This window comes from Cupriavidus sp. GW823-FHT07A04 (assembly GCF_058794615.1).
Genome location: NZ_JBXAHA010000023.1, coordinates 24,879 through 44,455, shown reverse-complemented (window position 1 = coordinate 44,455; position 19,577 = coordinate 24,879). Strand labels below are relative to the sequence as shown.

Annotated in this window: 18 protein-coding genes; 15 read left to right on the top strand and 3 right to left on the bottom strand. The window is 54.8% G+C overall.

The window, feature by feature from the left end:
- Positions 1-426 precede the first annotated feature (426 nt).
- Positions 427-759 carry a helix-turn-helix domain-containing protein gene (locus tag AC1Q7Q_RS32705; RefSeq protein WP_492372561.1) on the bottom strand — a complete coding sequence of 111 codons (333 nt, stop codon included), beginning with the start codon at positions 757-759 and terminating at the stop codon, positions 427-429.
- Positions 760-1,108: 349 nt separating this feature from the next.
- Here AC1Q7Q_RS32705 and AC1Q7Q_RS32700 point away from each other — a divergent pair, with 349 nt between their 5' ends.
- The 4 genes from AC1Q7Q_RS32700 (at position 1,109) to AC1Q7Q_RS32685 (ending at position 4,460) form a co-directional block, all read left to right on the top strand.
- On the top strand, positions 1,109-1,741 hold the full coding sequence (locus AC1Q7Q_RS32700) for a hypothetical protein (protein ID WP_492372560.1): 633 nt from the start codon (positions 1,109-1,111) through the stop codon (positions 1,739-1,741).
- A gap of 139 nt (positions 1,742-1,880) precedes the next feature.
- The gene (locus AC1Q7Q_RS32695; RefSeq protein WP_492372559.1) at positions 1,881-2,852 is read left to right on the top strand and encodes a DNA adenine methylase; all 972 of its coding nucleotides are present in this window, start codon (positions 1,881-1,883) and stop codon (positions 2,850-2,852) included.
- Between the two features lie 188 nt (positions 2,853-3,040).
- Positions 3,041-3,913: a DNA cytosine methyltransferase gene (locus tag AC1Q7Q_RS32690; protein WP_492372558.1), complete on the top strand. Its 873-nt coding sequence runs from the start codon at positions 3,041-3,043 to the stop codon at positions 3,911-3,913.
- A complete protein-coding gene (locus tag AC1Q7Q_RS32685; RefSeq protein WP_492372617.1) occupies positions 3,852-4,460 on the top strand; it encodes a DNA cytosine methyltransferase in 609 nt (202 codons plus the stop codon). Before AC1Q7Q_RS32690 ends, AC1Q7Q_RS32685 begins: the two co-directional genes overlap by 62 nt.
- Positions 4,461-4,533: 73 nt before the next feature.
- Here the strand turns inward: AC1Q7Q_RS32685 and AC1Q7Q_RS32680 are convergent, their stop codons facing one another.
- Positions 4,534-4,980 (bottom strand): hypothetical protein, encoded by a 447-nt coding sequence (locus AC1Q7Q_RS32680; protein ID WP_492372557.1) that lies wholly within the window; start codon positions 4,978-4,980, stop codon positions 4,534-4,536.
- A gap of 274 nt (positions 4,981-5,254) precedes the next feature.
- Here AC1Q7Q_RS32680 and AC1Q7Q_RS32675 point away from each other — a divergent pair, with 274 nt between their 5' ends.
- The 9 genes from AC1Q7Q_RS32675 to AC1Q7Q_RS32635 all read left to right on the top strand — a co-directional run bounded on the left by AC1Q7Q_RS32675 (position 5,255) and on the right by AC1Q7Q_RS32635 (position 14,913).
- The gene (locus AC1Q7Q_RS32675; protein WP_492372556.1) at positions 5,255-5,587 is read left to right on the top strand and encodes a hypothetical protein; all 333 of its coding nucleotides are present in this window, start codon (positions 5,255-5,257) and stop codon (positions 5,585-5,587) included.
- Positions 5,588-5,806: 219 nt separating this feature from the next.
- Complete coding sequence (locus AC1Q7Q_RS32670) at positions 5,807-6,478, top strand: hypothetical protein (protein ID WP_492372555.1); 672 nt, start codon at positions 5,807-5,809, stop codon at positions 6,476-6,478.
- A 273-nt stretch (positions 6,479-6,751) separates the two neighbouring features.
- Entirely contained in the window at positions 6,752-7,456 is a 705-nt protein-coding gene (locus tag AC1Q7Q_RS32665) for a hypothetical protein (RefSeq protein ID WP_492372554.1), read from the top strand.
- A 242-nt stretch (positions 7,457-7,698) separates the two neighbouring features.
- Positions 7,699-9,393: a hypothetical protein gene (locus AC1Q7Q_RS32660; protein WP_492372553.1), complete on the top strand. Its 1,695-nt coding sequence runs from the start codon at positions 7,699-7,701 to the stop codon at positions 9,391-9,393.
- 262 nt (positions 9,394-9,655) lie between these two features.
- Positions 9,656-10,990 (top strand): hypothetical protein, encoded by a 1,335-nt coding sequence (locus AC1Q7Q_RS32655; protein WP_492372552.1) that lies wholly within the window; start codon positions 9,656-9,658, stop codon positions 10,988-10,990.
- A 592-nt stretch (positions 10,991-11,582) separates the two neighbouring features.
- Complete coding sequence (locus tag AC1Q7Q_RS32650) at positions 11,583-12,128, top strand: hypothetical protein (RefSeq protein ID WP_492372551.1); 546 nt, start codon at positions 11,583-11,585, stop codon at positions 12,126-12,128.
- A 1-nt stretch (position 12,129) separates the two neighbouring features.
- On the top strand, positions 12,130-12,660 hold the full coding sequence (locus tag AC1Q7Q_RS32645; RefSeq protein WP_492372550.1) for a hypothetical protein: 531 nt from the start codon (positions 12,130-12,132) through the stop codon (positions 12,658-12,660).
- Between the two features lie 42 nt (positions 12,661-12,702).
- The gene (locus AC1Q7Q_RS32640) at positions 12,703-13,098 is read left to right on the top strand and encodes a hypothetical protein (protein ID WP_492372549.1); all 396 of its coding nucleotides are present in this window, start codon (positions 12,703-12,705) and stop codon (positions 13,096-13,098) included.
- A 711-nt stretch (positions 13,099-13,809) separates the two neighbouring features.
- Complete coding sequence (locus AC1Q7Q_RS32635) at positions 13,810-14,913, top strand: hypothetical protein (protein ID WP_492372548.1); 1,104 nt, start codon at positions 13,810-13,812, stop codon at positions 14,911-14,913.
- A gap of 375 nt (positions 14,914-15,288) precedes the next feature.
- Here AC1Q7Q_RS32635 and AC1Q7Q_RS32630 read toward each other — a convergent pair whose 3' ends face one another.
- Positions 15,289-16,704 (bottom strand): IS1182 family transposase, encoded by a 1,416-nt coding sequence (locus AC1Q7Q_RS32630; protein ID WP_492372547.1) that lies wholly within the window; start codon positions 16,702-16,704, stop codon positions 15,289-15,291.
- 253 nt (positions 16,705-16,957) lie between these two features.
- Here AC1Q7Q_RS32630 and AC1Q7Q_RS32625 point away from each other — a divergent pair, with 253 nt between their 5' ends.
- Together AC1Q7Q_RS32625 and AC1Q7Q_RS32620 are read left to right on the top strand one after the other, a co-directional pair.
- Complete coding sequence (locus AC1Q7Q_RS32625; RefSeq protein ID WP_492372546.1) at positions 16,958-18,553, top strand: AAA family ATPase; 1,596 nt, start codon at positions 16,958-16,960, stop codon at positions 18,551-18,553.
- On the top strand, positions 18,550-19,404 hold the full coding sequence (locus AC1Q7Q_RS32620; RefSeq protein ID WP_492372545.1) for an HNH endonuclease: 855 nt from the start codon (positions 18,550-18,552) through the stop codon (positions 19,402-19,404). Before AC1Q7Q_RS32625 ends, AC1Q7Q_RS32620 begins: the two co-directional genes overlap by 4 nt.
- The last annotated feature ends 173 nt before the right edge of the window (positions 19,405-19,577 follow it).

Sequence of the window (19,577 nt, the reverse complement as noted above, 5' to 3'; positions counted from 1 at the left end):
GGATTTTATCGACTCTTATTTTTACACAGATGCTTCTGCGCTCATTTTTAAGCTCTAAATAGAATTGGCAGCTTCTCTAGCTAAACGCTCCAATCTCGGCACACCCGCCAGCCAGTGGTGCCTGAATTGGCTTCCGGAAAATAAAAGGATTCATCATGAAACATGTACGCATTTCTAAGGCGCAACTCACAATCTTGACCGACCAATCTGCTGGCATGATAGTGGGAATGTCAACCAGGCCTGCGCCAAGGGGAAAACGTAAACCAGGTACTGACCAGAGCTCTCCCCTACCGCGGCTGGAGCCGGACGTGCTTCGGAACTCTATCGTAGAGGTCGACTCCACCACAGCTTCTATTTTCTTAAAATCCTAGACGTTAGCAGCGAACGACATCGCGCCTGCCAAGCTGCACATGCTATTGGCTCGAGTTACATCCAATCGGCCTCCCGCCTGTCCTCGCCGACCCTTGACTCTGCTGCCGCGTGCGAAGCAGCCTGCTCCAGCAAGGCCGCATGCGCTTTGGGGACAACGAGCATCGTTAAAGCAAGGCCTTCGAGGATACGCAGAACGTGTTCCAGCGTCACGTTTCTCCCGTTCTCCAGTTTCGATAGCATGCCAACTGAGACACCGCAGCTTTTGGCCGCCTGGTCGATCGGCATGCCATCGGCGGCACGGCTCGCTCTCACACGATCCCCGAGATTATCAATAGTTCGAATCGTGGCGCGAGACGGTGGCGTTGCGTCGGGCAGAGGTCTTGGCATTTTGGCACTCAACTGAACCTGAAAGCCTTCATCGGCGCGGATTCCCAGGTTGTTTCACGAAAGTGAAACTATACCAGATAGGATTCGAGACGCGAACTCGGGGAGCGCCCACACCGCCTCCCAGCTAGGCCACCCAGAGAGCCGCCTCTGACGCCATCCCCCACACCGTGGCACCACACCAACGGCTACCGGAATCAAGAGTCAAGCGGTGCAGCACTTCCCTATCTAGCTCCCAGAGAGACTCCACGCTTGGCCGGCAGACTTCTGGTCCCAATATAAAACGCGCGTCTATACAAGTTCGTGGCATCGACTGAAGGAAGGTGACGCCACCCCTCTCAATGAGACGCCGATGACCAATACAACCTCAACAACTACCTCAGTTACCGAAATTCCTTGGCCGCAAGCGCAAGCTATCGACCATCTCCCTAGACACAAGACATGGCAAGCGCAGCGCTCGTGGACAGCCACGGCTCCGGTGGGCCAGTTCCCCTCTGTCGCCAACGAACTGGCGGGAGAAAGCGAATTCGTCCTCGCGAAATGGCCGGCATACGTGGAATCGCCACAAGACTGGATGTTCGAAGGTTTGGCGTTCGCCACGAGAAGCCGTCGCAACTATGCTAGTGCGGTCATCCGTGTTGCCAACCGGTTTGAAATCCCCCTGTCAAGCGTACGGAACCTCATCGGATCCTCGCACCAACGAGGAGAGCTCGCTGTAGTCTATGTTTCTACGAACAACCGTGCTTTCGTAGTCCGTTACCGATTCGGCGAGCAGGAACTGGCGCTACTTCGCGCAGCTGAGGATGCTGCACGTGGCATCCTGAAGACAAAGCCGCGAAGAGTGCCCAAGCCGAAGCCACCCCAAAAGGGAGAGCCGCTGTATCTCGACGACTTGCTGCGAAAGTTTGCAATCACGAAGGCGAACGGGGAAGAACTGACGGACCCACGGGACATCAGGCGAGCGGTAGTCAAGTGGGCACACTGAGACCGTGCTGCTGGCGCCCTGGACATCGACCTTGCCGACACGTCAGCGGAAGAGGTTTCACATGTCTCAGTTCAGCCGCGGTGTCGATGTTCCCGCTAGCTCCTAAAACGATTGGCTAAAACCCGGTGCTACAAGATGGATGCATACGAATCCATCACACAGCACCCCGGGGCGCTCGGCGCCGTTTCTGAAGTGGCTAGGCGGCAAGACGAAAGTCCTGCCACACATCGGGGCTCTTCTTCTTGCCCACAGACCGCGCCGCCTTATCGAACCATTCGTCGGCGGCGGCAGTGTGTTCCTCGGCACCGAGTTCGAGGAGTACCTGCTTGTCGATGCCAACACCCACCTTGTTGAGCTCTACCAAGCCGTGCGAGACAACGTCGATAGCCTTCTGGACCGTGCGCGCCCCTTGTTCTCTCCTGCAGCCAACACACCCGACATCTATAACACGGTGCGAGACGCGTTCAACGCAGAATCGAATTCACTTACACGTGCTGCATACTTTCTGTATCTAAACAAATTCGGTTACCACGGGATGTGTCGATACTCCCAAGCTGGCCGTTTTAACGTGCCTTTTGGTCACAACAAGTCGGCTCCATCGCTGCCGGAGCCCGAGATACGCGACGCCTCCCTGAAGCTGCAACGAGCAATCTTGCTCTGTGCTGATTTCACTGCTGCATTCGATGCCGCGCGCCCAGGCGATGTCATTTACTGCGACCCGCCATACGTCGACCAAGAGCATGCCGAATCATTCCGGGCTTACGTCGCCAGCGCATTTGGGAACAAGCAGCAGGAACTGTTAGTAGATCTCGCACGAGATGCTGCCAGCAGAGGCATTCCAGTCATTGTTTCCAACCATTTGACCCCCTACTCGCGTGAGCTCTACCACGGCTCGGTGGTGCATGAGATTGAGGTCAAGAGGAGCATCGGTGCGAGCACTTCCAAACAGCGAACCGCGCAAGAAGGACTGTTTGTGTTCAATCCCGAGCCGGTTGGCACTGCTGCTACGGCGGGCACCCATCCGTCGGTCCGCGTGGGGACCGTCCATCCTCAGTCGGAGTCCAGTTTGACCACGCAACCGCTCGCCGTGGCAGTCGCTGCGGCACCTTAAAGGTCTCTCCCCATGCGTCAAATTGCGCTCCCGTCAAATCCGGCGCGAGCGCAATTCATTTTAAGTTCCATTTTTTCTATTTAGGTTTCGTCCCCGTATAAACCTTCTCGCTTTACGTCCCAACGGCTCACCGCGGGACGCACACCTTGTCCCCGGTCGCTGTGTTCATCAATTGACTAGGGACGACAATGTCAGTATCAGTTCAGAAGCCGCTGCGCGTGGCCGAATTTTTCGCAGGTGTAGGTGGTTTCCGTATCGGCCTCGAGGCCGTTCACGGTGATCCATTCAAAGTGGTATGGAGTAACCAGTTCGAGCCTAGCAAGCGGAAGCAGGTCGCTAGCGCCATCTATCGAGCGACCTGGCAGGACGGCTGCCACCTAAACAGAGATATTTTCGAAGTTCTGGCGTCGGAGCAAGACTACGAAACCTTGCGCGCAACTCATCCCGACCTGATCGTCGGCGGTTTCTCTTGCCAAGACTACTCCGTGGCTCGGCCCCTGTCGCAATCGAAGGGTCTTGCTGGCAAGAAAGGAGTTTTGTGGTGGTCGCTCGTCGAGGTCCTACGTCGACGAATTGAGGACGGTGAGCCCGTAAAGTATGCCGTCTTTGAGAATGTAGACCGACTCATCTCGTCACCTTCTGCCTGCCGTGGCCGGGACTTCGCAATGATTTTGTCGTCACTCGCTCAGTTGGGCTACGCCGTAGAGTGGCGGGTTATCAATGCTGCCGCCTACGGATTCTCTCAAAAGCGCAGGCGCGTTTTCATCGTTGCATCCCACTGCAGTACCGCTCTACATCAGCGGACCAGCCGGACTGCGGATTCTGGTGGAGGCGAATGGATGCAAGCGGGTGTACTCAATCGCGCCTTCCCTGCCTGCTTCGCTGAGGCTTATACGGGCTATGAGCATGCTCTGACAATCGGCCTTGAGCCCTTCGATACTCAGCTTCAGTATCGGGAACGCAGTGACGGGAAGAGTTGGTTCAAAAAACTCCGGCGTGATGGTCGGCGGTCGAGTGTGGACAACGAAATCGGCCCCGGCGGATGGCATTCGCTACGCTGATTTCACGGGGCATGATCGGCCCCTGACTTTGGGCGACGTCCTCCGCGACACCACCATTGTCACACCGAGCTACTATCTCGAGAGCGAAAGCCTCCAGCGTTGGCAGTACCTGAAATCAGCCAAACGCGAGGCACGAACGTCCGCCGATGGGCACGAGTATAAGTACGCAGAAGGCGCAATGGTTTTCCCGGACCCGCTTGAGAAACCTGCTCGTACTATCCTCACTAGCGAAGGGGGAACGGCACCAAGTCGGACGAAACATGCTGTCATTGACAGCACTGGCCGGCATCGTCGTCTGACCCCAGAAGAGTTGGAAGCACTACAGGGTTTTCCTCGTGGTCACACGGACCATCCCGGCGTTACGCCCATCCAGCGAGCATTTTTGATGGGGAACGCCTTGGTAACAGGGGTGGTTCGACGTATTGGCGAGGGCCTCTACGAAGCGCACGTGCGTTCCGACACCTCTGGTTCAGCAGTCGAAGTGAAGACTTGTCACTACGGTACACAGGCTCCGAACGACCTTGGCGCTGAGAAGGCGGCAGCCTAGACACTGGGTGGGGGACCGCCGTCGGTCCCCCTGTGCTATTCATCGTTCATTGTGACGCGGGAAAAGCCTGGGGCTATTGCTCGCGCTCGCCAACCTTGACCAAGGTTGCAATTACACCACCAAAGCTCGTTGGCTCGACACGACGCACATATATATCCCTCGAGAGCCTAAGCTCAGTCAGCTCGCGGTTCAGTTGATCGAGTTGCTCGCTAACACTACCCCTGAGCGCGCGTTCACCTTCTTCGTGCATAGCTCCCGACGCATCGCTCGCAGGCGAATCACACAGCCCCATGGGCACAGCGTGGGCGTGGGCGGCGGATTCTGTCACTATGCGAACGGCGAACTTGAGTGCAGAACCAAGCGCTTCATCGTTACATGACGCCACTGCCTTCGAAGCTCCTGTGCCCGACGCACACATTGCTTCCGCGGCGTCAGCAATGTGGCGCGCCAAGTCCATACTCACCCCGTGGTTCTCAGCTATTACGGCGAGCTGACCTTCTGTAAGGAGGTGTGCGGACATGGTGTGCTCCTCAGTCGCTTGTCTCGGCCCAACGGCGACCGTTTGAAGAAACACTAGCACACATTTGAGACGCTCGCCGCTACCAGAGTAACCGGGTCGCGGTGCGCTGTGTGCACTGTCTTGGCTAGTAAAAAAAAAGCAATTCTTTGTTTATAGGCGGCAGTTTGGAGGCCACACGCGTCTAAATCGATTTAGCTAAACTCATTCGTGACGGCAGTCCCTATAAGTTGCACAAGCACCAACCGTTGCTTCCAACTTCCTAAGGACACACAAAATGACGAAGACTGCCACTCCCCACACGCTGATTCCGCTGAACACCTTGACGCCGCTCGTTCCCGCTGCAGAAATTGCCTACGGCCGCGACTTTCCCGGTTCTAACACGCTCCGAGCGTTTCCCGACCTGCCAATCATCCGTGTAGCGACACCGGACGTCTTTTCGGAGGAATTCTCCCGCGCGATGAGCAATGTGTCAGTCGGCACGGAAAGCATCACGGTGCCCGGTCGCTACCTGGGGACCATGCGCATCCAGGTCGGGCCCCATCAAGCGCGCGCCCTTCGCTGCGTGGTAACGGACACAATCTGTCAAAAGATGCTACTTCCTTGCTGACGGCGTGTCCGAATCCGCAATCGAGCCACTGTTCACATCGTTCGCACCCAGCCGTCTAGTGTAATGCGATGGAGTCCGAACTTGGCTAAAGCTGAAGTAAGACTGATCGCAAAGAATTCGCCTAAATTTAAGTTACCGATCTACCCAAAATATAAAACCGATATCTACTCTTGAACAGGTACGACAAACCGCCTACCACCCTCCCCCAAGGAAACTACTATGAACGCCATCGCACAGACCTCGCTCGCACATACATCCAATCAATCGCAAGTGCCTCAGATTCCGGGGGCAGCTATTCGCTATGGCAGGGACTTCCCGTCCAGCCAGATGCTCCGCGATTATCCTGACCTCCCGGTTCTCCAGTTCATCGCGTATGAGATTCCAGCTGACTACGCTCCAGATAGCCACCCTGAAATGTCCATCGGCAGCGGCGGAATCCCGTCTCCCGACGGCACGCTTGGTACTTTGCGATTCCAAATGAACGACCACCAAGTGTACGTGCTCGTGAATCCGGCAGACTCCGTTTTCCGAAAATGCCTAGCCGCATGGCGCGCCGCAGGCAAGGTTGGAATCGTCTGTGACCTTGGGGACAGGAATTTTGTCGCACTGCCGGAAATCGGCCAGACCTTTGGACGACAACTGGATGTTGTTGCCAATACTAATCCAATAAGCAGTTCCCGCTTCGTGCGGCATGCCTTTGCGCTAATTGGCAGCGGCCTGCTTGCAGCGCAAGCGACCTCGGATGTCGAGACTTTCTCTGTGCTGCGCTCCGCAACGGCCTACCTTCTGGTGACCAAAGCAGTCGACCGGGACGCCAAGGCTTTGGTGGAGGAAATCGACGCGAGGGCGCAACTCGCTCCCCAGCGTTCGCCTTCTTCGGCGTTTCACTGACAGAGACCGTGCGGATTCGCAACTACCTCCATCTCCAATAGCGCGCCTCCGCCGCAGGGCTTAGCGCGGCCATCGCGACGCTATGGCGTTGGCACCGCGTGGGCCGCTACCGGCCCACAGGCTGAGCGTTCGGCGGCGATCGCCGCTGTGCATGCGAGATGCTCCGGACATACCGAGTACCAGAGCGCAAGAAATTTTGTCTCAAATATAGGGCTAAAAACTCGAGCTATATATGCTCACAGGAAAATCCCTGAAAACCATCAAGGACTAATTATGAAAAATCAAATTACCGAGACCCGTGAGACCGCTGAAACCGTGGAATCCCCTCACTGTGGTCATGCCGTCACAAAAGTGCTGTTGCCAGATGGCTGCATGCAAGAGTTCCAAGAACAAGCAGCGTCGTTCTTCGAAGAATACAGCAACCAGACAGTCGGATACCTGATTACGACGCCGGAAAAACTCGCCGCAATAGCGCCTTACACAAACGCGGCGGCTGCAGCATGCGTCGTAGTTCGTGACGAAGCCGCGTTCGATAAGTGCGCAAGCATTTGGCAGGCCCCGCAAATCTGGAATTCGCCCAGCTTAGACCTGACCAGGTGCCTGACATTTATCACATTCGACCGCCCGCAAGGAGAGACGGTCACCGAAGACATCATCTGCATTCCTAGTCAGTTCCTCGACCCGGCTATCGATGATTCCATGGACACCGGGCATCTGGTCGTAATTTTATGCAGCCTCTCACGAGCCATGCTCTTCGTCTTCCCGTTCGACGATGGCGACATGGGCTGCCTGCAGGCATCTTGCCTCCAAACAGGGGTCAACTGGCGACCATATCGCGTGTATGACGAGCAGACCATGGAGGATGCTGCAAGCAAATACGGCCATCTTCACAAAGGAAGTTCCAAGGGATGGGGAATGGAAATCACCTCAGTCTTTACAGAAGAGGAAGCCGGCCTCCATCACGAGCAGCAACACTGATGGCAATGCCCCACCATCTCCTTCGCTGAAGGCGCCGGCCGACGCAGTTGCCGACATTCTCAGGTGCTCCTTTCGGGGCACCGTTTTTTGCGCTCGCGCATCTCACCGTGGCTTCCCCTGCATGCAATCATGCGTGCCATGGACGATTTCGATTCTTCGTTACCAGCCCGCTGTCATGAAGACCCTGGCAGCAGAATTCGTCCAAACGTGGCAAGACAAGGCAATGGCGTTCTTTGACGATTATGCCAACACCTCAGTCGCCTGTGGCTAAAAACCCGTGGCTACAAGAGGAGCAGGAACTAGACGACATCTACTGGAGAATTAACTTGCAAAAAAATGGTGATTTTCATTCGGCAATTTACAACGTAGTTGAAGAGGCGTTGCTGTACGCTGTCGAACTGCTACAACGAATGGACGATACGTTGAATTATGGAATCGTTCCGCTGTCCCCCGACGTCCTCGTATGGATGATTGATAAATACGAACCGAATCTAATCGCCAATCTGCGCCACAACGGGCATTTGGAAGAATTTTTGATGCGCCTCGGACAGTATAAGCTACTGCGCGCGGCAGCGATTTCGCATCAAAGGGATGAGCACTGCCTTGCAGAGGAAGAGATGTGCCACGATCTGCAAGACTTTGGACATGTTGAGCTTGAACATCTGGCGCAGGTTCTTCGCACAGACGACTGGAAGCCAGATGATGACAGCGCCACTGCTGTATTCAATAAAGTCATTTTCACCGCTATCAGTCGCGAGAAAATTTCGCGAGAGCGTTTGTATGAAGTGTCTGTAGATGTGGCTAAATCCATCGGTACACGCACTGATACAACCGAACGCAACTATCTTCTCGACAGCGAAAGCTCAGGCCTCACCGGTGCCGAAAACCAGCACTCGGAAAGCACGCAGCTCTCGAACGCACTGCGCTACGCCAAGGATATTCTTCATAGATTGGACAGTGGACAGCATAGCCAATTCTGGTGCAACGTCTACACGTCAATCTTTGGAGAGTGGCTCGCATTCGATTACCCAGAATTAGCAAAATCTATTTTGCTCAGCGAAGAATATGAAAATTTTTATGACCACCTTTCTGGTTATACAAGGCGAATGCAAACGGCAGAACATATTTTAAATAAACTTAGTTTCCACCTGGAAAAACTCATTATAACATGTGTTGATACTGAGCTCGAAGCTGTTCGACTCATTGAACAAGCTATCCTTGCGCACGGGGATGCAGTCGATAAGAACGACATTCCTTCTCTCGCGAGAGACGTGCTGGCAATGATAAAACGGCGTGCCTACCCCCATGGTAGCCCCCGACACAAAATCATGCAAACAGACGAAAGCTCTGTTTCCATCGATACTATCCGCCATGACTCCATCAACAGCACCACATGTTATATCCTTGATTCCAACGATCTTCCTTACGCGTTCCAGGGGAAGACAGATGAGCCTCAATGCCTCGCCGTTCGTCTTCCGGAAGAGCGCCTAGTCCTATCCGACGAGCTAGCCGATTCTTTCGGTCTAAAAAATTTCTGGTCCACTTTTACCAATGGTGATTTTCACTCTGAACTCTCGATTAATAAAGCATTCTGGTGCGAGAAAAAGGTACTATGGCCATCCATTTTTAGGTTCCGAACGTCAATTCCTGTTTTATACGTACTCAACGAAACTAGTATTTTTGTCAACTATAGATTCAATCACTTTGTGAACATTAATGAAATCAAAGGATTGACACGACATACTATTGACTCAGTGCACATCAACGACGGAGAATGGACTTATCGCGCTGAATTTCTGACATCAAAATTGCCTGATGGAACACAGGTTAAGCCAACGCTTCTGCGAAGAGTCGTTGACCTCTCCGGCTTTCAGCGAGACACGTCGCTGGGCGATGCCTATGTCAAGCTCCGACCGGAAGTGTTGCAGTCGGATTAAGGGAATTTCTGGGCGTAACTAAAGGTCCGGAAAGAGCCATCTTGCGGTGCCCCTGCCTTGGGGTACCTCCTTGTTCCCTAGCACAGCATCATCTCGCCTCGAGAACTCTTCCGAAGCTCCTCGCCTCGCGCCTCTTTAGGCAAATTGATTATGGACCTCAGCTCGCGGACGGTTAGATCACTCATGTGGCCCGGGATCCGATCCATAGAAATATAGAATTGATTTCTATTCAAACAACAAGAACTATATTTGCACCGGATTCATGCTTACCTCATACTCCAACTTCATAATTACTTTACCCCACCACAGCCTTACCAATAACACTTACATATCGATAGAGGAAAATACCACTGGAAAATCTGATAGTGAAATCGCCAAGTTGAATTTATTCGTTCACGAACTGCCATCATCAAATTTTCCAGATGTCTCCGAACGGCCAACCCTGACCGTCGGCGGTGTCGATATTAGCGGTCAAATTATTGGCGTTCTGGCTCTTTCTTGGAAAGGTGAAACATACCACTTCCTGTTGGATTCCGCCGACCCGTTCAATAAACTTGCCGTTTCTAAGTGGATTTGCAAACAAAAAGCTATTATTGTGTTTGACGATCTTTTCGACGAAATTCAGTTGAATGCAGAGGTGCGTCTCGGGGCGGGCGCAAGGTACTGGTTTCTCGCAAATCATGCGAAACAAGACGCCATGAAACTTGGGGCAATGTGTTCAGTTCTGCTGATGGTACTAGCCACTGAAGAGATACAAAACGATGGTGAACCTATTCTTCGAGATTTTTTAGGATTCTATCTTCACGAGAACTCAACCACTGTTCTGGATGCATTCCGCGCCGGTCTCGAATGTATTGAGCGCACACCAGAAGCATCAAAGATAAGGAATCGCGCAAGATTTGTGAGCAGAGGAGATTTCCATGAGCTCAAGCGCCCGCCTTATCAGGCCGATTCCTCAGCGGAAGAAGACGCGAGCTCACGTCGCATTGTCGAGAAATTTCCCTTGCCCGATGACTGTATGCAAGAGCTCCAAGAAGCGGGGGCTTTGTTCTTCCGGCAATACGCAAGCCGAGCTGTCGGGTACTTGGTTACGGCGCCAGATAAGCTTCTATCGATTGCGCCTTATTCGTGCGCGGCGACAGTCCCTTGCGTAGTCGTTCGGGATGAAGCCGACTTCGATGAATGCGTAGGAAACTGGCATTCCCTTTCCGTCTTTAACGTTGAAAGTCTGGACCTGACCGGGTGCGTGACCTTTGTGACGTTCGACCGTAGAGAGGGTGCCGAGGGAGCGATCTGCATGCCCGACCACCCGCTTATCCCCGCCTTCTCTGATGCCGTCGAAATTGGAGAGCTAGCTGTAATCCTGTGCAGCCCGTCACGCGCCATGCTTTTCATCCTCTCGTTTGATGATACAGACATGGACGAACTACAGGCAGCATCAGTGCAGTCCACCAATTTTCGTCCGTATCCGATGTACGACGAAAAGACGCTGGAGGAAGCGGCCATGAAACATGGTCATCTCAACAAGAGCACGTCCGAAGGCTGGGGAATGGAGATTACCCACGTCTTAACCGCTCAAGTGGATAGCGTCGTCTGAGAGCGAAAATCTGGGGGCAGCGGCGAATCCTGATGAACTATAGTCATGTTGTTAATTGCATTAGTTTGACGGCACGAGGTAATGGCACGATGGGTACCGGCGTCGCCCCCTCAGCCTGACTCACCATGGGGAACTGGCCGCATGCAGAACTTCTCGGCTTTTCGACTATCACCGATGCGTGAGGATAGGTTCCGACGTCTTATTTCGGTCACCACACGACAGTTACATTGAAGTATCGGCCACTGACATTGTGAGGAGGCATGTTCCAATCAAGTGCCCTCGCAGCCGACGTCATCCGCACGCTCGGTCCAGATCTGCTGGATGACATGAGGTGTGCAGTGAATCCTAAGCTCATACATAGTTGGCCCGACATGCTTCTCCGCGGCCCGGCGGAGCACTTCCCTGTCCAGAGGCATCTCGCTATGTTGCTGTTTTTGAACCTGACAGGGAGCCAATAGGCCGTCGAACGCGATCGGAACTTCATTTTAGAAGTCGGCAAATGATTTTAGGTATTTTGCGCGTCTAACGACTGTCGCTATAGGTTACAGAGCAGCTACGACACGTTGCTCACAACCAACCTAAGGACATCGTCATGATGACAAATTCTGCCGCAAATGTAATGGCCCACCTCCGCCCAGTGGCTCTGCGAGTTCCCACCGCAACTATCGCACGGGGCCGCGACTTCCCCCAGTCCAAGAACCTGCTTGCTTATCCGGACCTGCCGATTCTGTGCTTTGCAACCGAGGATATCTCTTCCAGCGAGCTCTCGCGCTCGCTAGACAGTGGCCTGTCCGTTGGCACAGGCGGCATCCCTGTGCGCAAAGGCTACCTGGCCACCATTCGTATCCAGTGCGGCGCTCACCAGGCTTATTTAGTTGTGAACCCGCGAGACGTCGAGCTCCGGACCATGCTGAATACTTGGCGTTCAGTCGGAAAAATCGGCATTGCGTGGGAGAGCAGTGACAACAAGCTTGTGCTTGTGCACGACTTTGAGAAGAGTATGGGCCAGCACCTCGACAAAGTCGGACTAACCAAAGGACTGTCGAGTAGCGACTTTGTTCAGCATGCATTCCCCTTGATTGCAACGGGATTTTTGGCAGCACAGGCCACCAAACCTTACTCCCTCTTGAGCAACTGAAATGACTACTCCCCTACCGTACACCTTCGGCACCTTTGGTCCCTCCTACGCCCTTTTCAGCTTTGACGATGAAGGCAGTCTTCGACTCGACAGCTACACCGTTTCCGACTTGACAGAGGACGAAGTGCAAGAACTTAACATCGCTCACGCTTACAACAACCTGAGCGTTCCGCTAAGGCTCTGGGAAAAATACGAGGAAGACTGCTACTTCACCGGCGGCGGGCGTGACCCCGAGGCCTACCTCTTCTACGGAAGCGAAGAAGACCTGGACAACTTGCAGGACGACTGTGTTCACGAAGACGACGCGCTGCCCTTTCTGTATCTTGTCATCAGTGAAGAGTCTGGTTGGGACTTCAGTGAGGGCGGCGAGCACCGCAACGTAGAAAAATTCATAGCAGATGCTCGCGCTACGTTCGAAGGCTGCGCCGAGGGTGTTGCGTTTCGCTGGGAAGCCCTGCCAAGCGATGAAGCGTTACGCGAGGCCCATACCGAGTTGTGCGCGGAAGCTGACGCCGAGTTCGAAGGAGACTGATAACAAGACGGGCTCCTAGGCGGGGGCCCTTTGGAGACAAAGATGAACTCTCTCAATACACAAACACAACCCTTCGAAGCTGCAGGCATCACCCACGCCAAGTTCATCGAACGTTGTCAGCAAGGGGGCTTCAGCTACGAGCTAACTTGGTTCTGGTCCGGCCGCAACCGCCACGGCCGCTTGATTGTCCGGCATAACGTCCGCTCGGCGCCCCTCGTGATCGACTTTGCCCGCAATGCTGACGGCTGGGCCGCCGCAGACGAGACGATGGACCGCCTGAGCACCGGGTCTCCGTGGCACCTGGCCGTGCTGGAAGCAGTGCGGTTCATGGAGCCCGTGTACCAATGCCACGCCGCAGAATTTGGAATCAGCGGGCGCAGCTCTGAGCCCCGTGGCACGCAAAACAGGAAGGACCACGAAGCCAGGGAGTCCATATAAAACTACGCCCTATAACCGAAGGACTTTGCGGCACCCTCGCTCCGGAACATGGACTTCCGTGCCGGAGCGCGGCAAGCGTTCAGACAACTTCTGCCCACGGCGGCCGATGACGCCCGCCGCGGCAGCATGCACTGACCAGCCACGTCGCGCGGCATAGTTCACAGCCCCAATGGTCGACGTATAGGCTGGGTAGACCTTGATGATGCGACGAATCAGAATTCGTGAGACTGCGACTTCTAAGAAATCAAGGACTTATCCACAAATTCTGTCGCGGCTCGTTCGACTTAGAAATAGTGAGACTGGTCGGAATTGAAACGCAAATCCGTTGGACCGCTCCGCGCGCGGTTGCCGGCTCTGAGGCCTTCTATCGGCCGGGAAGTCGTCGCTCGACGGCAGAGGTCGCGAGAGCCGGTCACGCGGCTAGGGCCTTCCCGACTCGGATCGTTGAAGAGGCACGTGGTGCTTGCGACAAAGCGGCGCCGGGCAGCACACAGCACGGAAAATCTCGGACGAGAACGCGTGCCGCGCGAGTTTTGGTAGTTGGTAGAGGGGGCACGGCAAGACGTGACGTGGCAGATTGCGTCTATTCCCCCCTTTCGCAACTGAAAGAAGCGCTGCGGACCTTATCCGACGAGCGAGCGCGGGTTGTCGCTACAGGATTCCCCCCTCCCACTGTTACACTCGTATCTCTAAGAAAAAAAGGGGGGCTGAATGGAAGATCTGACCGACGCCACAACACGAGAAAGCGTCTCAGGATTCAGCGTTTCGGAACTCAGCCAGAGGATGCTCAAGAGGGCTGTGGAAGAAACGGTGCCGCCTGGACGTTCGCAACTGCTGCAAGTAGCCCAAAACCTGTGCAGGTCGGTGTGCGAGGCCGCCGTGCTCCGCAACGACCCAATGTTGCGATACGACAGCCTCGCTGAGACTTTCATCGAGGAGCAATCTGAACGCGTTCGCGACATTCTCTCGGCCATCCCGTCGGCGTTCCACCATATCATGCTGAGTAGTCTGGACGGTGACATCTATCCTTTCGGGATGACAGTGTCTGAGATGACAAAGGCCGCCCAGCGCGTCACCGACATCAAGCCCGAAGACATGATCAAGGCCTATGGGACGGTATGGATGCACGTGAGGGCCTTGAGCGAAATCCGGCCGGGCGCGAAGTCAAAGAGCATGCGTGACCTGTGCCTACCCCCTTTGAAGGACAGCCTAGAACACGTCGCTGAACTCTACCTTGCGGGGGACGACTTTGTTTCGCCTCTACTCGAATGGGCCATCGTGGATGCTCTCGCCCTCGACCGGATAACCGATTTTGCGTCGTCCTGTGCTTTCACCGGAAACCTCCCTGACCCGCCTGACGGCCAGATCCTCGAAGGTCCCCTGCTGCCAGGCGTCGGGACGCGCCAGATGGGAGCAAAGTTGCCAAAGCCGCTGGCGGGCCTCGGAAAAGACCTCGCCGAAATCGCCGGAAAATTCGGCGTCGAACTCGCTGCGCTTGGAGTCACCTGGTGGCTTTGCGAATGGCTGGCCGGCTCAGAGGGTCTGGCCAAGTGGATTCTGTTCTCTGGCGTCACCGCCGGGCGGTGGGTGTCCAATGCCGTGAAGTCGAATGGACCGAAGGCCCATGAGGCGAAGGGCGAGACGAATCTGCGGATGCTATGGGACATGGGTATCGTCCACGAACGGATTCCCGCGATGAACATAGGTTTGCTGCAGCACCTGCTCTACCGCCTCGAGGAACGCGGCGCGGCATTTAACCCCGCTATGTACGCCATTCTCGAGAAGCGGGCCCGTCGCGAGGCCGCCCGGCGATGACCCTCGACCGTGCCCGTGGAGCTGGAGCACGAAAAAGGCGCCCCGGGGGCTAGCCGTTAACAAAATCTGTTGAAACGCAAAACGGGTCCCGTCTTTCAGATGGGGCCCGTATTTTTGCCTGTAAACGGGGTTCCGCGCTGGAGAAAGCCACCCCTTCCTTCTCCTGAGGTGCAAGGCCTACAAGTGCCGATAGCTGCACACTCGTTCTGCGGCTTGCGCAGTTGCCTTCGTATGAGGTCTGAGCGTCGCTGAACGACCGATTCTGTTGAAAAACTCGGTTTGGATATCGATCGGGATAGGCGTTCGCTCCCGGTGGGGCTCGCGTTGATCTGCGGCGCCCGAGCTTCGAGGGTCTTCCGACCTAGTGCATCGCGGCTAAGCCGCTATCGCATTCATATCTTCACCGAACGGCATCAACCGCTTTGCCATTCGTCGCAGATTTTGCGCTGTTGCTGCTAGTAGGAACTCGTCCTGTGCCCCAGTTAGCCCTCGTAGCCGCAAGCGATCCAGTTTCAGGATTCGTTTTAGATGAGCAAATAGCATTTCGACCTTCTTTCGCTCCCTGCGCGACCGCTTGAACTCCGGTGTCGCCGAGAGCTTCCGTGCCACGTCACGCGCGTTCTCGTGGACGCTGCGTGCGATCTTGCGGAATGGCATGTTTGGGCAGCATTGATTCTTCATCGCGCACCCACCACAGTCATGCTGGCTGGATCGATAGATGACGGTGTCGGCCTTCGTGATGTGAGTGCGTGGGTTCGTATATGCACGCCAATCGCTGCGCAGAGCCTTGTCACCAGGGCAGCGGTACTCATTGGCTTGCTCGTCCCAACGGAAGTCCTCTCTCGGAAACGTGCCATCGTCGCGACGGGTCTTGTCCCAGACTGGAACATGAGGCGCGATCGCTTTCTCTTCGACCATCCACCCGAGCATTGGCGCGGTCCCATAGGCGGTATCGCCGGCAAGACGCTGAGGTTTAAGAGCAAAGCGTTCTTCGACTCTGTTGACCATCGTCTTCGTTGACTCCACCTCTGCGGTTCGATACGCGGGGGTGGCCTCGACGTCCAGGATGATTCCCGCGTGCAGGTCGATCAGGTAGTTGGTCGAGTAAGCAAAGAAGGCAGGGCCACCGGGTGCCGCGGTCCAGCGCGATGCCGGATCAGTCAACGAGATGCTCTTCGGCGGGATCGTAGGCTCTGCCTCGGACGCTGCGTCGTCCTTGATTTTATTGACCTCATCCAGCGCAGCAAGGTATTCGCGAACGGCGCGGCTAGGGCCTTCGCCTTGGTTCCAATCGATGATCTCCGTTCCCGCCACGCCTCGGGAGCGATTTGCGTCTGCCTTGATGATGCTCGCGTCGACAGCAAAGCCTTCGCCTTGAACCAGCCCTTCCGCCATACAACGGCGAAGGACCATCTCGAACACGTGACGCAGCGCGCCGCTTTCGCGGAAGCGGCCATGGCGATTCTTGGAGAACGTTGAGTGATCGGGAATTGGATCTTCGAGACCAAGCCGACAGAACCAGCGATAAGCCAGGTTCAGATGAATCTCTTCGCAGAGGCGGCGCTCTGACCGAATGCCAAAGCAGTAGCCCACGATGAGCATGCGAACCATCAGCTCGGGATCAATCGAGGGGCGCCCGGTGTGGCTGTAGTAAGGCGCGAGGTGTTGGCGAAGATCGCCAAGATCGAAGAACCGATCAATGCCACGCAAGAGGTGGCTACGGGGCACATGGTCATCAAGGTTGAACGAGTAGAAGAGCCTATCCTGCGATCCAACTTGTTGACCCATCATGGCGAAACCCTCGTCGAACGATGATCTCAAGGATAGGTGCCGACGTTCCGTGATGCCGAGTTTTTCAACAGAATCGACCCAAAGCAGACAGTCTAAGTTGCTAGAAAGCGGCCAGTCAACATTCAGCTCCGGGGGAAGGGCATCCGTCGGTGGTGAAGCTGGTTGACGGACACACAACCGCCTGTAGAATCTCGCAAACGATTGCCCCTGGGACGGGGATTTCTCCGGTCCGTACCAAACTTCCTCCACGACAATGCATCAGACTAATCTGAGTGAGATTACCTTTCATATAATCGAGTCGGGTCAATCGCTTCCTTCTTCCGGTGAGGCATTCTTACTTCGCGTCAGCGACTGGGACGATTATTCTTATAAGACGAGCTTTTTTGTCACATATGTCGACCCCAACGGAAAGGTTTGTGATCTCGGAACGGTGAAGATTGGCTTAACTAATCAACAGGTTGGCTGGACGAAGAGTCACCTACCACCGGTATTTTTTAGATTAACGGAAAGATGTTTTTCGCTCGGTCAAGACGTCGAGTATTACAAGAACCTAAGAAAATTCCTTACCGGCGATAGGCTGGACTACTATCTACACGCCATGCAGGACGTGGTGCGGAACGTCGAGAGAATCTCGGTCTTAAAAAGTGAGATGGTTTTCAAGGTCTCGCTAATGCGGACCGTAAGCCTGTCCTCTATCCAAGGGCAATTTGATCGAGTCCTGAAGGGGCTGGCCGAGTTAACGCCGTTCAATTTCAGATTTCGCTCAGGCGGAGACAATCAGCAAGCTGCCATCGACTTGGCCTTCGATGTGGATCCGGAGTCGTCGCCACCAACCAATCTGCACGTGTTGAGCGGGCGAAACGGTGTCGGGAAGACAACAATCCTGAACAACATGGTGACAGCAATTGTATCGCCAGAACGGATCGTATTGGGAAGATTCGGATTTTTCGACTCCAGTATCACCGGCTTCCCACTGCCCCTGCCAAAAAATTACTTCAGCAGTGTGGTTTCGGTGTCATTTAGCGCTTTCGATCCATTTATCCCCCCCCTTGATCAGCCTGATCGAAGCAAAGGCGTTGCTTATTTTTACATTGGCATGAAGCAGGTCCGTCATGGATATGATGACCTATTGAACCCGCCGCTCCCGCCTAAAACCGACACAGAACTGGCAATAGACATATTAAATGCGATTAAATCGTGTTTATCAGAACCGGAAAAATCCGATCGGTGGAGCGCAGCGATTGAACGGCTTGAGTCCGACCGGAACTTTGCCGAGATATCCTTCGGCAGACTGTTGCATAAGCCGATCAACGAAGCACTCGACGAGGCGAAGGAACTAGTGTCGCGACTCAGTTCTGGGCACGCCATTGTGTTGCTGACGCTTACGAGACTCGTCGCCAACGTCGAAGAAAAAACGCTTGTGTTGCTGGATGAGCCGGAGAGCCATCTGCATCCACCTCTTCTTGCCGCATTTATGCGTGCGCTGTCCGACCTGCTTTCCCACCGGAATGGAGTAGCGATAATTGCGACACATTCGCCAGTCGTTGTGCAGGAGGTGCCAAAATCCTGCGTTTGGAAGATTACTCGGTCGGGAAACAGCGCGCGTCAGGATCGACCAGAGCGGGAAACCTTCGGTGAGAATGTTGGTATGCTAACGCGCGAAATTTTCGGGCTGGAGGTTAGCAAATCCGGGTTTCATGACGTTCTCGCACGCGCCGTTGCGCAGGGCATGAGTTTTGAACAGATTCTGCAAAAATTCAAGGGACAACTCGGCATGGAGGCACAGGCCATTGTGCTTGCACTTCTCAGCGAAAGAGCGTCTGTGGCGGAAGCGGGGCGACAAGAATGAAGCGATTGGATCGGCCGAATCTTAATGAAATAGATGTTCTGAGTACATGCGTCGCAGGGATCGCTAATGCTGATTTGGCCCAGAAATTCAACGATTCCAAGAATGCAATTGAGGCTGTGCTAGTGCACTACAACAATCGAGCGGTGACAAATGAGCTTTACAGGTTCGAGGCCGCCAGTCACGGAAACCCTACGCAGGTCGTATTGGAGGACTTGACGAAAGGGGAGCTCGTCAGTCTGTATTCCGATCATATGGCTAAGCGGGATGCTTCGGGATATGGCCACTACAACACGCTGATGACGCTTGCGCCACTGGGGATTTGTCCATATTGCGGATTCGGACACACCTACACGCTGGACCATTTTCTGTCAAAATCGAGATACCCGCTGTTCTCGGTCCACCCGAACAATCTAATTCCCGCTTGCCGAGACTGTAATACCGGAAAGGGTGCGTCGGCCCTGAGTGAGTTCGATCTGATGCTGCATCCATATTTCGAGGATCCGATCATAGATGCAACGACCTGGCTGGTTGCCGAGATGGTACAAAGCTCCCCGGTCGTCGTGACATACAGTGTGAAGCCACCGTTGGTGTGGTCTGGGGCATTGATCCAGCGCATTTACAACTACTTCGAGGACCTAGATCTGCAGGCGCGGTTTTCGACACAGGCTGCCGTCGAGCTGGGGACTATCGGAGCGGTACTGCGGACGACTCCCTCCGTTGGAGCCAGACAGTCGTTATTGAAGACCTTCGCCACCGTGGAGAGGGGGATTGCGCGCAATTCCTGGAAGGCCGCGTTGTACGACTGCCTAGCACGTAGCGACTGGTATATTCACACGGGCTGTCTGACGTAGCGTGTCGCAGAGCCACCTTAAGCGGAGATTGCACACACATTCGACTCCGATTCTCAACGACCCATTCTGGCCGTTCACGGCCAGCTACGGTCGATTATCGAACAGGGTGACCTACCCCGCGTCGGGCGGCCGGTACCGACGACCCTGAGCGGTCAGTCACGCTCACATGAAAG

What these genes read in the sequence shown, in the direction of transcription:
- AC1Q7Q_RS32705 (WP_492372561.1), bottom strand. Translation starts at nt 759, where the DNA reads ATGCCAAGACCTCTGCCCGACGCAACGCCACCGTCTCGCGCCACGATT.
- AC1Q7Q_RS32700 (WP_492372560.1), top strand. Translation starts at nt 1,109, where the DNA reads ATGACCAATACAACCTCAACAACTACCTCAGTTACCGAAATTCCTTGG.
- AC1Q7Q_RS32695 (WP_492372559.1), top strand. Translation starts at nt 1,881, where the DNA reads ATGCATACGAATCCATCACACAGCACCCCGGGGCGCTCGGCGCCGTTT.
- AC1Q7Q_RS32690 (WP_492372558.1), top strand. Translation starts at nt 3,041, where the DNA reads ATGTCAGTATCAGTTCAGAAGCCGCTGCGCGTGGCCGAATTTTTCGCA.
- AC1Q7Q_RS32685 (WP_492372617.1), top strand. Translation starts at nt 3,852, where the DNA reads ATGGTCGGCGGTCGAGTGTGGACAACGAAATCGGCCCCGGCGGATGGC.
- AC1Q7Q_RS32680 (WP_492372557.1), bottom strand. Translation starts at nt 4,980, where the DNA reads ATGTCCGCACACCTCCTTACAGAAGGTCAGCTCGCCGTAATAGCTGAG.
- AC1Q7Q_RS32675 (WP_492372556.1), top strand. Translation starts at nt 5,255, where the DNA reads ATGACGAAGACTGCCACTCCCCACACGCTGATTCCGCTGAACACCTTG.
- AC1Q7Q_RS32670 (WP_492372555.1), top strand. Translation starts at nt 5,807, where the DNA reads ATGAACGCCATCGCACAGACCTCGCTCGCACATACATCCAATCAATCG.
- AC1Q7Q_RS32665 (WP_492372554.1), top strand. Translation starts at nt 6,752, where the DNA reads ATGAAAAATCAAATTACCGAGACCCGTGAGACCGCTGAAACCGTGGAA.
- AC1Q7Q_RS32660 (WP_492372553.1), top strand. Translation starts at nt 7,699, where the DNA reads ATGCCAACACCTCAGTCGCCTGTGGCTAAAAACCCGTGGCTACAAGAG.
- AC1Q7Q_RS32655 (WP_492372552.1), top strand. Translation starts at nt 9,656, where the DNA reads ATGCTTACCTCATACTCCAACTTCATAATTACTTTACCCCACCACAGC.
- AC1Q7Q_RS32650 (WP_492372551.1), top strand. Translation starts at nt 11,583, where the DNA reads ATGATGACAAATTCTGCCGCAAATGTAATGGCCCACCTCCGCCCAGTG.
- AC1Q7Q_RS32645 (WP_492372550.1), top strand. Translation starts at nt 12,130, where the DNA reads ATGACTACTCCCCTACCGTACACCTTCGGCACCTTTGGTCCCTCCTAC.
- AC1Q7Q_RS32640 (WP_492372549.1), top strand. Translation starts at nt 12,703, where the DNA reads ATGAACTCTCTCAATACACAAACACAACCCTTCGAAGCTGCAGGCATC.
- AC1Q7Q_RS32635 (WP_492372548.1), top strand. Translation starts at nt 13,810, where the DNA reads ATGGAAGATCTGACCGACGCCACAACACGAGAAAGCGTCTCAGGATTC.
- AC1Q7Q_RS32630 (WP_492372547.1), bottom strand. Translation starts at nt 16,704, where the DNA reads ATGATGGGTCAACAAGTTGGATCGCAGGATAGGCTCTTCTACTCGTTC.
- AC1Q7Q_RS32625 (WP_492372546.1), top strand. Translation starts at nt 16,958, where the DNA reads ATGCATCAGACTAATCTGAGTGAGATTACCTTTCATATAATCGAGTCG.
- AC1Q7Q_RS32620 (WP_492372545.1), top strand. Translation starts at nt 18,550, where the DNA reads ATGAAGCGATTGGATCGGCCGAATCTTAATGAAATAGATGTTCTGAGT.